The 12,999-nt window shown below is 69.2% G+C and carries 9 protein-coding genes; 6 read left to right on the forward strand and 3 right to left on the reverse strand.

The features are described from left to right. The first annotated feature begins 82 nt into the window (after positions 1-82). The 6 genes from WKC72_RS18655 (at position 83) to WKC72_RS18680 (ending at position 5,818) form a co-directional block, all read left to right on the forward strand. Positions 83-928, forward strand: a complete 846-nt coding sequence (locus WKC72_RS18655; RefSeq protein WP_037229446.1) for an undecaprenyl-diphosphate phosphatase — start codon at positions 83-85, stop codon at positions 926-928. Between the two features lie 40 nt (positions 929-968). Next, positions 969-1,667, forward strand: coding sequence for a histidine phosphatase family protein (locus tag WKC72_RS18660; RefSeq protein WP_011594100.1), 699 nt, complete (start codon positions 969-971; stop codon positions 1,665-1,667). A gap of 104 nt (positions 1,668-1,771) precedes the next feature. Next, positions 1,772-2,365 (forward strand): DUF3090 domain-containing protein, encoded by a 594-nt coding sequence (locus WKC72_RS18665; protein ID WP_005243068.1) that lies wholly within the window; start codon positions 1,772-1,774, stop codon positions 2,363-2,365. A gap of 3 nt (positions 2,366-2,368) precedes the next feature. Then, positions 2,369-3,172: an SCO1664 family protein gene (locus WKC72_RS18670; protein WP_037229449.1), complete on the forward strand. Its 804-nt coding sequence runs from the start codon at positions 2,369-2,371 to the stop codon at positions 3,170-3,172. Between the two features lie 73 nt (positions 3,173-3,245). After that, positions 3,246-4,493 (forward strand): cysteine--1-D-myo-inosityl 2-amino-2-deoxy-alpha-D-glucopyranoside ligase, encoded by a 1,248-nt coding sequence (gene mshC / locus WKC72_RS18675; RefSeq protein ID WP_037229452.1) that lies wholly within the window; start codon positions 3,246-3,248, stop codon positions 4,491-4,493. A 125-nt stretch (positions 4,494-4,618) separates the two neighbouring features. Then, positions 4,619-5,818, forward strand: coding sequence for a DDE-type integrase/transposase/recombinase (locus tag WKC72_RS18680; protein ID WP_370180656.1), 1,200 nt, complete (start codon positions 4,619-4,621; stop codon positions 5,816-5,818). Positions 5,819-5,903: 85 nt separating this feature from the next. On the opposite strand, the gene WKC72_RS18685 is transcribed toward WKC72_RS18680, so the two are convergent. The 3 genes from WKC72_RS18685 to WKC72_RS18695 are packed head-to-tail and all read right to left on the reverse strand — an operon-like array spanning position 5,904 to position 12,900. Further along, positions 5,904-10,061 carry a TIGR02680 family protein gene (locus WKC72_RS18685; protein ID WP_370183858.1) on the reverse strand — a complete coding sequence of 1,386 codons (4,158 nt, stop codon included), beginning with the start codon at positions 10,059-10,061 and terminating at the stop codon, positions 5,904-5,906. Then, the gene (locus WKC72_RS18690; protein WP_037229456.1) at positions 10,058-11,452 is read right to left on the reverse strand and encodes a TIGR02678 family protein; all 1,395 of its coding nucleotides are present in this window, start codon (positions 11,450-11,452) and stop codon (positions 10,058-10,060) included. The genes WKC72_RS18685 and WKC72_RS18690 overlap by 4 nt, the downstream gene beginning before the upstream one ends. Then, complete coding sequence (locus tag WKC72_RS18695) at positions 11,449-12,900, reverse strand: TIGR02677 family protein (RefSeq protein ID WP_370184395.1); 1,452 nt, start codon at positions 12,898-12,900, stop codon at positions 11,449-11,451. Before WKC72_RS18695 ends, WKC72_RS18690 begins: the two co-directional genes overlap by 4 nt. Between the last annotated feature and the right edge of the window lie 99 nt (positions 12,901-12,999).

Consider the following 12,999-nt stretch of genomic DNA (forward strand, 5'->3'; position numbering starts at 1 on the left):
GTACCGTGGCGCCGGTGAATTACGAACGCGACATGGGAAATTGGCGTCAGAGCGGCACATTCGACCTCGGGACCGGTGAGTGATGGGCGAGGCGATGTCCTGGCTCCAGGCGATTGTCCTCGGTGCGGTCCAGGGATTGACCGAGTTCCTGCCGATCTCCTCGTCCGGCCATCTCCGGATCGTGTCGGAGATCTTCTTCGGTGACGACGCCGGTGCGTCCTTCACCGCCGTCACCCAGCTCGGCACCGAAGCCGCCGTGCTCATCTACTTCGCCCGCGACATCGGACGAATCATCGCCGCGTGGTTCCGGGGACTGTTTCACCCCGAGCATCGCGGTGACCTCGATTACCGGATGGGCTGGTATGTGATCATCGGCACGATCCCGGTGGGTGTGCTCGGCTTCCTGTTCAAGGACCAGATCCGCACCGGTGCCCGCAACCTGTGGCTGATCGCCACCATGCTGATCGTGTTCGCGTTGGTCATCGCGGCGGCCGAGTACTACGGGCGGAAGGTGCGTCCCGTCGAGGACCTGCGCGCCAAGGACGGCATCATCATGGGTTCGGCGCAGGCGCTCGCCCTGATCCCGGGCGTCTCGCGATCGGGCGGCACGATCAGCGCCGGTCTCTTCCTCGGACTCACCCGCGAAGCCGCGGCGCGCTACTCCTTCCTCCTCGCCATCCCCGCGGTCGTCGCGTCCGGGCTGTTCAGCCTGCCGGACGCGTTCGAACCGGCCGGGGAAGGTCTCAACGCGAGCGGCCCGCAGCTCCTCGTCGCGACCGTGATCGCGTTCGCCATCGGCTACGCGTCGATCGCGTGGCTGCTGCGTTTCGTCGTCGACCACTCGATGTACTGGTTCGTCGGCTACCGCATCATCCTCGGCGTCGTCGTCCTGTCGCTTCTCGCGACCGGCGTCGTGTCGGCCACCTGAGATCGGGCGGCTGGAGAGTGCACGACACTAGGCTGGGCCAATGACAGTTGTGCTGCTGCGCCACGGGCGGTCGACCTCGAACACTGCACACACGCTTGCCGGCCGGTCACCGGGAGTCGAACTCGACGACCGCGGCCGCGAGCAGGCGCAGGCCATCGTGTCCCGGCTCGCGGACGTGGCGATCGAGGAGATCGTGCATTCGCCGCTCGTGCGGTGCGAGCAGACCGTGGAGCCGCTCGCCCGGGCACGCGGCCTGACCCCCGTGGTGGAGCATCGGCTCGTCGAGGTCGACTACGGCGAGTGGACGGGTCGCGAGCTGAAGGTCCTGCTCGAGGAACCGCTGTGGAAGATCGTGCAGCAGCACGCGTCCGCCGCCGTGTTCCCGGGAGGAGAGGGGCTCGCGCAAGTCCAGGCCCGGGCCGTCGCCGCGGTCCGCGAGCACGACGCGCGGCTCGCGGAACTGCACGGCCGGGACGTCGTGTGGGTGGCGTGCTCGCACGGTGACGTCATCAAGTCGGTCCTCGCGGACGCCCTCGGCGCGCACCTCGACGGTTTCCAGCGGATCGTCGCCGAGCCGGCCTCGATCAGCGTCGTCCGGTACACCTCCACCCGTCCGTACGTGCTGAAGATGAACGACACCGGGGCCGATCTGTCCGGAGTGAACACGCCACCCGTCTCCGGAGACGGGGCGCGGGCCGAAGTATCCGGATCGGTGCCCGGCGGGGAGGTCCGCCTGTGACGATTGACGGATAATGAACGCAACATGCTGCGAGGAACAGTCCGAGACGGAACAACGAGTGGGCAGCGCCGCAGTAGGGCCCGGCTCCAGCTGAAGGAGGTGCAATGTCACGCGCAATTCACGTATTCCGCACTCCTGACCGATTCATTGCCGGGACGGTGGGTGAGCCCGGCGACAGGTCGTTCTATCTCCAGGCCGTACACGAGGCGCGAGTGATCAGCGTCCTGCTGGAGAAACAGCAGGTGCAGGTACTGGCCGACCGGATGGGGCTCCTCCTCGAGGAAGTGCACCGACGGTTCGGGACGGAGGTTCCGCCGGAGGGGGCCGAACTCGACGACGCGAGCCCCCTCGTCACCCCGATCGACGCCGAGTTCCGGGTGGGCACGATGGGCCTGGGCTGGGACGCGGACGCCGGAGCCGTCGTGGTGGAACTGCTCGCCGTCAGCGAGACGGAGTTCGACGAGTCCGTCGTTCTCGACGACTCCGAGGACGGACCGGACGCCGTGCGCGTCTTCCTCACCCCGTTGCAGGCGCGTGACTTCTCGTTGCGGTCCGAACGGGTCATCGCCGCCGGGCGCGCGCCGTGCCCGCTGTGCGGTGAGCCACTGGCCCCGGAGGGGCACATCTGCATCCGAACCAACGGGTACCGCCGCGGCCAGAGCTTCGGCCTCACCCCGGAGATGGACGAGGAGGACTGACGGTTGCCTGCCGAGGAGTCCGATCCTCTGGAGTCCGGCGAGCTGACCCTCATCGGCCAGATCACCCACGCCAGTAACGCCACCCTGGTGTGCGACGCGGTCGAGGGTGAGAACACCGTCCGCTGCGTGTACAAGCCGGTCCGCGGGGAGCGTCCGTTGTGGGACTTCCCGGACGGCACGCTCGCCGGACGTGAATACGCGTCGTATCTCGTGTCCGAGCAGCTCGGGTGGGGTGTGATTCCCCGCACTCTCCTGCGGGACGGCCCGTTCGGCCCGGGGATGGTGCAGCGGTGGGTCGACACCCCCGACCGGCACGCCGACGACACCGGCGGTCTCGATCTGGTCGACATCTGCGCTCCCGACGCCGTCCCCGAGGGGTGGTTCGAAATCCTGCGAGCCACCGACATGGACGGCGAACCGGTCGCGCTCATCCACGCCGACGACCCGCGGCTGCAGCGGATGGCGGTCCTCGACGTGCTGATCAACAACGCCGACCGCAAGGGCGGCCACGCGCTCGAGGGTCTCGACGGTTCCGTCTACGGCGTCGACCACGGCATCTGCCTGCACACCGAGAACAAGCTGCGGACCGTGTTGTGGGGGTGGGCCGGGACGGAGGTGCCGGGTGCCCTCGTCGTCGACATCGCCGAACTGATCTCCTCGCTCGAGGGCGAGTTCGGTGCGCGACTGGGCGAGCACATCACGTCCGGCGAGGTCGCCGCGCTGTACGAGCGTGCCGTGGACCTCCTCGCGGCGCCGGTGATGCCCCGGCCGAACGGTCACCGGCCGATTCCGTGGCCCGCGTTCTGACGGAACCGTTCGGCGCCCTTGGGGGCGGCGGCTCCCTCCGAGGCGGAAATGCGGGTCCACTAGGCTCGCTGTCATGCAGTCTTGGTCCGAAACCGCTGTCCCGTCCGTTCCAGGCCAGGGGCCTCCGCTGCGGTTGTTCGACACCGCTGACCGGCAGGTACGTCCCGTCACTCCCGGGCGCACGGCCACGATGTACGTGTGCGGTATCACCCCCTACGACGCCACCCACCTCGGTCACGCGGCCACGTATCTGACGTTCGACTTGGTGAACCGGATCTGGCGTGACGCCGGCCACGACGTGCACTACGTCCAGAACGTCACCGACGTCGACGACCCGCTGTTCGAGCGCGCCAACCGCGACGGGGAGGACTGGGTGGTCCTCGGCATGCGCGAGACGGCGCTGTTCCGCGAAGACATGGAAGCCCTCCGGGTGCTGCCCCCGCGCGACTACATCGGCGCGGTGGAGTCGATCGGCGAAGTGATCGAGATGGTCGAGAAGTTCGTCGCGTCCGGCGCCGCCTACGTCGTCGACGACCCCGAATTCCCCGACGTGTACTTCCGCGCCAACGCGACGGAGCAGTTCGGGTACGAGTCCGGCTACGACCGCGAGACGATGGACAAGTTCTTCGCCGAACGCGGCGGCGACCCCGACCGCCCCGGCAAGGAGGATCCCCTCGATGCCCTGGTGTGGCGTGCGGTCCGCCCGGGGGAGCCGTCCTGGCCGTCGCCGTTCGGTCCCGGGCGTCCCGGCTGGCACATCGAGTGTTCGGCCATCGCCCTCAACCGCATCGGTTCGGGTTTCGACGTGCAGGGCGGCGGCAGCGACCTGATCTTCCCGCACCACGAGTACTCCGCGGCGCACGCCGAGTCGGCCACGGGCGACCGTCGCTTCGCCCGCCACTACGTGCACACCGGCATGATCGGTCTCGACGGCGAGAAGATGTCGAAGAGCCGCGGCAACCTCGTGTTCGTGTCGAAGCTGCGCGGCGAGGGTGTCGACCCGGCCGCCATCCGCCTCGGACTGCTGTCCGGGCACTACCGGCAGGACCGTCCGTGGACCGAGCAGGTTCTCGCCGACGCCCACACCCGGCTGACACTGTGGAAGGACGCCGCGGCACTCGAGTCCGCGCAGTCGGCGACCGACACGATCGCCCGGCTGCGCCAGCATCTCGCGGACGATCTCGACACCCCGAAGGCGCTCGACGCCCTCGACGGCTGGGCCCGTCGCGCACTCGACAACGGTGGCGCGGACACGAACGCGCCGAGCGAATTCGCTGCCGCCGTGGACGCCCTCCTCGGTGTGCGCCTTCGGCGCCCGTGAGTACTTGTTAACCGCCCGCGGTTTGTTGAGTCTGGGGACATGTGAGACAGATGATGTCTACCCAGATGTGAGACACGCTGCCGTCGACGAGGTGTGAGGCACCTGACTGGTCGTGAACTTGGTTCATGACCGGAACGGATGCCGTCATGGACCTGCTACACGCCCTGCTGGTGCTCGCCCACGCCACCGGCGCCGACATGTTCGACGGGAACTTCGCCCGCTGGTGCGCCGACCACGGGATCTCCCGCGCCACCGCCTACCGACACAAGAAACGGATCGAGGAGGAGGGCCGGTGGACCACCCGGTCCCGCCGGCCCACCTCCTGCCCACACGCCACCCCACTACCGGTCGAGATCGAAATCGTCCGGCTTCGCCTGAACCTGCCCCACCACGAGCGCGGCGCCGACACCATCGCCTACCACCTGCAGGCCGTCGCCGACAAACACCACTGGGCCGCCGAGGGCTGGACCATCCCGTCCCGGGCCACGATCAACACGATCCTCTCCCGCTACGACCTGGTGATCCCGGAACCGAAGAAACGCCCGAAATCGTCGTACCGCCGGTTCTGCTACCGCAACCCCCGCGACTGCTACCAGATCGACGCCACCCAGGTCCGGTTGGCCACCGGCGAGAAGGTCGTCGTCTTCGAGGTCCTCGACGACTGCACCCGCACCCTGGTCGCCACCCGGGTCGCGGACGCCGAAACCGCCGCCGGGGCGATCGCGGCGATCACCGCCGCGTTCACCGGCTTCGGGATCCCGGCGTTGGTGCTCGCCGACAACGGCAGCGCGTTCACCTCCCGCCGCACCAAGGGCGGCATCTCCGGCTTCACCCGGGTCGTGGAGCAGGCCGGGGCCCGGCTGATCCACTCCACCCCGTATCACCCGCAGACCTGCGGGAAGGTCGAACGCCACCACCGCACCTTCAAGCAATGGTTGGCCGCACGGCCCACCACCGCGGCCACCACCACCGAACTGCAGCAACTGTGCGAGACCTACCAGCGGTTCTACAACACCGAACGCCCGCACAGCGCCGTCAAGATGCCACCGCTGCAGGCCTGGCGGAATGCGGCGATCCACGGTGGGCCACAGCACCTTCCGATCCAACACGACGCCACCGTGCACGCCCTCGTCGTCTCCTCCACCGGCACCGTGTGCGTCGACTCCCGCGCCCGCCTGAGCGTCGGCCGAAAGATGGCCGGACAGACCGTCACCCTGCTGCGCGACGACGACCACGTCACCGCCTACACCACCGACGGCGACGTGATCGGCCACCTACACCTCGACCACACCAAGCGCTACCAAGGCAAACTCCGCCCCGCCTAAAATCTGTCTCACATCTACGTAGACACCCGTGTCTCACATCTACGTAGACAGCACAAACCGCCCGCGGTTAACAAGTACTCACGGGTCAGGCGAACTCGAGAGCACCCTCCGCCGGCGTCGGGACCCGCCTGCGGAGGGGCGAACCGAGCGCCTGCGCCAGGTCGGTGCCGTCGTGTTCGGCGAGTAGTTCGCCATCCGACCACACGAGCAGCGTGGCGCTGACGCTCTGCTCGGCCGTCGAGTGCGCCAGATCGTAGTGCGCGCACCCCGGCACACCGCCGTACGTGATCCACAGGTCGAACCCGGTCATGAACAGGTCGAGGTCGAATTGCACGCTGAGGCCGAGCAGTTCGGCCCGGCCGTTGTCGTCGACGCCGGCGAACGCCTCGTCCAGCGCCAGCAGTCGCGGTGCATGGGGGTCGGCCGAATCGAGCATGACGTGCGCTGCGGCGAACAACGGCAGGTGCAGCGAGACGGACTGCTCGCCGCCGGAGAGGGCGCTGTGCCGGGCGACGGTCAGCCGGTCTTCGTTGCCGGTGCCGCTGATGAGGGTGAACGAGAACACCCGCCACCGCCGGTAGTCGAGGGCGGACGCCAGGATCTCCGGGTACGAACGCTCCGGATGGGCGGCGCGGGCAGTCCTGATCTGGTGAGCGAAGTGGGCGCGCATCGTGGCGAGCTCGTCCGGCCCCAGCGCCGAGGTGTCGCGCTCGAGCAGTTTGGAGATCGCCTTCGCGCTGTCGTCGAGGTTGTCGGCGAGCACCCAGTGGACGCCGATGGTGTTGCCGGACGACATCCGGCGCTCCCGCATCTCGGTGCCCATCCGGGCGATGAGTTCGCGGGCGTCGACGGTCCGTTCGTGGATCTGCTGTGCGAGACCCGTGAGCAGCGCGTCCTCCAGGATGCGACGCTCGGATTCGGTGAGCAGCAATTCCTGATCGGAGCGCGCGGACGCGATGCGGGCGGCGAACTCGCCGATCGACGAGTACCCCTCGTCGTCCTGCACCTGCACCACGGTCACGCCGTCCGGGGCGTCCCACTGCAACCGGTAGTCCTGGCCGGCGGCCGCCAACTGTGCGTCGAAGTCCTGCAGCGCGGCGGTGAGCGCGGTGCGCGTCGACTTGCGCGCCGAGTCGCTGACCCGCACCGATTCGGTGGCGCCGTCCAGTGCGCGGAACAGCGCGTCCACTTCGGGCGGCAGGATCGGGGTGTCGTCTTCGGCGTTCTGGATGCGATACACCAGCTGTTCGGCACTCATCCACGCCGCGGAGCTCGCCGGCCAGGTGTGGCCGCCGTCGACGCCGAGGAGTTCGAGTAGGTCGCGCCGGGCATACGGCGCGAGGCGGGCGGCGTCGGCGTGTGTTTCCGTGAGCGCCAGCCGGAGCGTCTGGACGGCCGTGTTGTACGCACCCTCGGCTTTGCCGATGGCTTCACCCGCGTCCTTGTCCGCCTTGCGGGCGTCGCGCTGCTCCTTCTTGCACGCCTCGATCCGCGTGTGCGCCTCCTCGAGCTGCCGGTCCAACTGCTCGGCCCCCGCTCCCAGCGTGTCGCGCAGCGTCTCGAGGCGTTGGATCTGTTGCGCGAGAACCTCTTCGGCGATGGCAGCTTCTTCCGCGAACTCCTCCGCGCTGCCGCGCGCCTCGTGCAGTCGGTCCTCGGACTCGCGGGTGTGCTCCACCTCCTTGGCGTGTTCGCGCCTGCACCGCTGCACCATCTCGCCCTGCTTCTCGAAGTGCCGGACGGCCGCGGCGAGCGAGTCGATCTCGCGGGCGACGTGGGGAGTCCGGTGCGTGGACGCAGTGGCCCGGAGTTGCTTCTCCTTCGCGGACAGGTCTGCGATGGCCTGGTCGAGTTCGCGACCGACCGTTGTCGCCGTGTCGGAGCGGCTGCGGAGTGCGCCTGCGGATTCGGTGACCTTCTTCAGCGCCGTGAGGATCGTTCCGGTGCGGGGCAGGGCCTGCGCCGCCGCGGTGGTCCGCGACAGCAGCGACGCCGCCGCATCCGCGGACGCCCGGGCTTCGTCGAGCGTAGCCCGGGTTTCCTCGAGGGTGCTGTCGAGTTCGGCGATACGGGCAGCGCGCCTGCGGGCCCGTGCCGTGGTCCCGATGTACTCGGCGTCCGATTTCGTGTGGCGTCCCCGCTGGATTCCCTGCCGGTACGCGCCGTCTTCGGCGACACCCACCGGTCCTTCGGACAGGTCGAGGGATTCGAGGGCGATGGATTCGAGGATCCCGCGTACGCGATTGTCGGGAACACCCGTGTCCTGCTCGACCTCGAGAACGTCCGCGAGGGTCGTGCCGCCGGGCCGATCCTCGGCCGGAAGGGCCACGAGGAATTGTTCGGATTCGACGTCGGGGAGCGCGTCGTCGACGGTCACCCAGCCGTCGAGGAGGTTCGCCGCCTGCAGTGCGGCCTCGATTCCCGCCGCCGCGGCGGCGTCGACACTGTCGGCGAATCGGACCAGCCGCCACAGCGGCGCACCGGTCAGCCGGGAGCGGGCGTCATGCCGGGCGGCCAAGAGTGGTGGGGCGTCGTCGTGCTCGGATTCGATGGCGGCGCGTGCCGATTCGTGTTCGGCGATCGCCTCCTCGGCGGAGGTGGCGTCGCGGTCGTACTGCTGCCGGCGCAGCCGGAGCGCGTCGACGGCGTCCGTGGTCTGTTCGGTCAGCGTCTCCGTCAGGGTCGCGGCGTCGTCGTCGCCGATCCGGGCGAGGGCGGCGTCCAGGGCCTCGAACAGTGAAGCGGGCGCCTCGATCTCGGCGTAGAGGGACGACTGTTCCGTCCACCAGGATCGGAGTTCGGTGGCGCAGCGGCTGCGGGCCGATTCGACCGCGGTCTCGGCTTCGAGAACGGCCACCGTCGCGGTGTCGAGCTGCTCCTTGCCGCGGCGTGCCGCCTCGTCGGCTCTGGTCCGTTCGGTGGCCGCCCTCTCGACGGTGGCGAGCGCTGCCCGGACCGCGCGGATGTCGCCGTCGCGTTCCTCGGTGTGCCCGCGCAGCGCCGCGGTCAGTTGGTCGGTCCGCGCATTCTCGGGCAGTGCGGTCCAGGTGATTCCCGCGTCCTCGGCGGCGAGGTGAAGTTCGTCTTCGGCGTGGGTGAGCGCCTCGACGGTGCGGGCGACGGCGTCGCCGGCCTTGTCGTGCTCCTCGGCTCGCTGTTCGAGGGTCGCCTTGGCCTTGCGTGCCTTCTCGGCCTGCAGTTCGGTCGATTTCTCGAGCGTCGAGACGGCCTGCGCGAGGTCGTCGAGCTGCGTCCGTCCCTCGTAGGCCGTCGACCGCTTCAGTGCGTCGAGGGTTGCATTGGCCTGGTCGAGTGCGCGTTCGGCGGCGGTGAAGCGGTCCTCGGCGGCCGCCCGGCTCTCCTGGCTGCGGGCCCGGTCGGCGGCCGCCCTGTGGAGGGCGGCGATGCCGGACCGCACGGCCTCGAGACGGGTCGCGAGGTGGTCGACGTCCGTACGCGCCTGCTGGCGAAGGTATTTCGCGTACACGCCGACGAAGCTTTGCGCCGCCTGGTCCGCCGCGGCCAGCCCCTCGAGCGCCCGGCCGACCTCCTCCATGTCGCTGAACGAGCGGGCGGCCTCGAGGACCAGTTGCTCGTCGAGTGGTCGGAGACCGTCGGTGAGTGCCTGCGACAGTCCCTTGGGGTCGAGGTTCTTCGCGAGCTGGGGCCGCCGGAGTGTGAGGATGAGGTTGATCAGCTGGTCGTACCGCTGGACGCCGAGCCCGAACATTCGGGCGTCGATGGCGGTGCGGTAGTCGAGCGGCCGGTCGGTGATGGAGTCGGTGCCGATCTGCTCGCCCAGTTGCTTCTTCGTGAGCGGACGGTCGTCGGTGCCGAGCAGGGAGAAGTCGACGCCGACGCGACCGTCGGCGACGAAGTACCAGCGTGTGACCTTGTCGTTGGTGCGGGTGGCGCGCATGCCGATGCCCACGGTGACGGCCTCGGGGTCGTCCTTCGCGCCGCGGCAGAACTCCATCCAGACGTACGAGTACGCGCTCTCCTGCCCGCGGTACAGGAGGTTCGATTTCATGGTGCGTTCCTCGCCGGCGAACGGATTGAGCCGCCGGGGTTCGATCCGGCCGTCGAAGACGAACGGGAACAGCACTTCGAGGGCCTTCGTCTTGCCGGAGCCGTTGGGACCGCGGAGAACGAGGCGACCGTCGGCGAAGGAGAACTCCTGATCGCGGTAGTCCCAGAGGTTGATGATTCCGGCGCGGGTGGGCCGGAAACGCGCACTCGTCATGCTGTGACTTCCTCGCTGTCGTTCGCTGAGCTCTGGAACAGGTCGATCTCGGGTGTGCGGTCGCGGATCGTGACCACCACACCCCGGTAGCGGGCGAGTGCCGGGAGTGCGAGCACACCACCCGGCACGGCCGCGGTGAGGCGTAGCCGCTCGAGCAGCGCCAGCGCCGCCCGTCCCAGACCGTCCGGGTCCGCCTGCCACCCGGCGGCGAATGTGCGCCCGAACCGTTCGGTCAGTGTCCGGACGGTGCCGGTGATCCACTCGTCCTCGACGAGGGGGAACAGCCGGTCCGCGGGGGCGGGGTCTGCGGGTTCGAACCCGTCGTTGCCGGCGAGGCTGTCGAAGATCCCGGACTGCGGAATGGCGCTGTCGACCTGTTCGATCAGGTCGTCGATCCGGCCCTGCGGCAGCGGCATCCGGGCCGTCTCCGGGGCGTCCGGGTCCAGTACGCGATCGGCGATCTCTCCGGCGAGCAGGAGCGCGACCTGCGCGACCGTTCCCGTCCCGGGGAACCGGACGTCGGACAGACGTCCGGAGGAGTCGATCATCGCGACACCCTCTTCACGCCGCTCCGCGACCAGTCCGGTGAGCAACTCGACGTCGGCCGCGGTGCGGGGGAGCGCGAGTTGGACCAGCTCGTGATCGTCCAGGTCGGCGGCGTAGACCACTGGCCGTTCGACGAGAGCACGCCGGACCCGCCGCGCGGTCTCCTTCACGTCGACCGGCCGGGTTGTCCCGAAATCCGAGGTGTCGTCCTCGGTCACCGCGTCCGCGCCGGCGAGCAGTCCGCGGATGGACCGGAGGTGCTGCAGTGCGCGCGGCGGCCGGAACAGGGCGATGACGACGGACCTGTCGATGTCGTACAGCGCTTCTCCCGCATCGGGATTGGCGGCCCAGCCGCCCGCGTCACCGTCGGCGAGGGCGATCGCGCCGCGGGCGGCGAGCCAGCCGACGGCGTCGACGAACGCGTCCCGGTCGGACGCGCGTTCCGTGGACAGATCCACACCGTCGACCTGTGCGGCGTCGGCGGCCACGTGATCGGCGAGTTCGGACAGGGTGATCTGGTTTCCGGCGCGGCCGAGTGCGGCCAGCGCCAACGCGAGATAGGCGTAGCGGTACCGGTCGAACGTGCGGTCGGTGGCCGTCTTGGCGGGCGTCCCGGCGTCGAGCCGGTCGCTCACCGTGAACAGCCGGGCGGTCGTCTCGGTGACTTCGAGTCGGTACCCGAAGAGCGTCATCAGATCGTCGCGTAGTTCGGTGGCCCACCGGCGGAGCAGGGGGAGTGCGATGCGATCCGGATAGGTCTGTGTCACCAGGTGATTCGACAGAATGACGCGGGCGGCGCGCTGATACGAATCGAGGGCGAGCGGCGAGATCTCCCGTGCCTTCACCGAACGCTCACCTGCAGTCCGTCGAGGTGCAGACGTCCGCGGGCGGTGCGCACCACCGTCGATTCGCTGTGTGGGCTGAGGGTGAGCTTCACGCCGTTCTCCGATCCTGTGCTGCTGTTCACGCGGCCGCTGACCGGAACCCGCGCCGTCAGCGCGGCGTTGAGCAGACTCAGCAGCACGTCGGTTTCGGCCTCGTCGAGCTCCCGCTCGTAGACCCCGCCTAGGGCCAGCGACTGGGCGGCGGCGGCGCGAAGTCGTTGTGCGGTCAGCTGTTCCTCTCGCAGGCGGCGCACGCTGCCCTCGTTGCGCTGTACCCGCGCGGGCAGGCCGGGCGACGGGGGACGTCCGGTCTCGGCCAGCGTGCGGGAGATCTCCACGGGCTGGGCCTCCCACCACGACCGTGTGTCGGGAATGATGTCGGCGTCCGGATGCACCATCGAGAGGTGGCGCGGACGGCCGAGATCGAACACGGCCTGGAACAGCGCATGCGCGGCGTCCTCGGTCGGAGTTGCGGCGAACCAGCCTGCGAGGTGGCGCAATTGGCTCTCTCTGCTGACACCACCCTTGCGGGTCTCGGTGACGCGGCGCAGCAGCGACAGAACGGCGGCGATGGCACTCATCGTGCCCTCGCGCAGGCGCTCCGACTCGCTGAGACCCGCCTCGCTCCCGACGAACCAATGCGTCAGCCCCGCCCACCGCGCGCGCCAATCGGCTTCGCGCTCGTCGATGCCGAGGAACACTCGCTCGTCGCTGGCGGCGGCCCGCGTCACCATCGTCTCGACGCCGGTGTCTTCCACGAGCGCGATCGCCGCCGCGAGTTTCGGTGCATAGCGCGAGAGGTCGGAGCTGAATTCGCGCATGTGTGTGAGGAGAGCGTCCTTGTGGGACATGAACGTCTCGGGGGTGATCTCCGTGGTGCGGACGAGATCGCCCAGGGTCAGGTAGAACTGGGCGGCGCGTCCGGCCATGTCCGACAGCGTCGCATCGAGACGGTTGAGTTTCCGGTACACGAGGTCGTTGTCGGCCGCGCGGTTGGCGGCGGCCAGGTCGTTCATGTCGGCGAGGAGGTCGGGCAGCGCCAGCCGGGACAGCGACGCGTCGTCGAGCCGGGCCGCCAGTGCGTCCTCGACGGCTCGGAACACCTGGTAGCCGGCCTGACTGAACTGATAGACGAAGTGCCGGTTCCGGTATTCGGCCAGCGTCGCGGCGCGTGTTCCGTCGTAGCTGCGTTCGAGCACCTCCCAGACGTGGAGTTGCTCGAGCAGGGAAGTGACGTCTCCGGCGCCGAGTTGTCCGGCCGGATCGTCGCCGGCGAGGCCGTTCAGAATGCGGGCGACGTCGCCGGCGTGGAGCAGGACGACGTAGTTGGCGCGGGCGTGGTCGAAGGCCCGCAGCACCCACAGGTACTCCGCGCGCTTCTCGGCAGTGGTGAACGCGAACAGTTTCAACCGGTCGTCCCGGAGTGGGGGCGGAACCGCCGGGCGCGCTGCACGCAGCCCCGAGGGGGACCGACCTGGATCGCTGCCTGATTCACTCACCGTGACAGG

The sequence above is a fragment of the Rhodococcus wratislaviensis genome (genome assembly GCF_041228765.1).
Taxonomy (GTDB): domain Bacteria; phylum Actinomycetota; class Actinomycetes; order Mycobacteriales; family Mycobacteriaceae; genus Rhodococcus_F; species Rhodococcus_F wratislaviensis.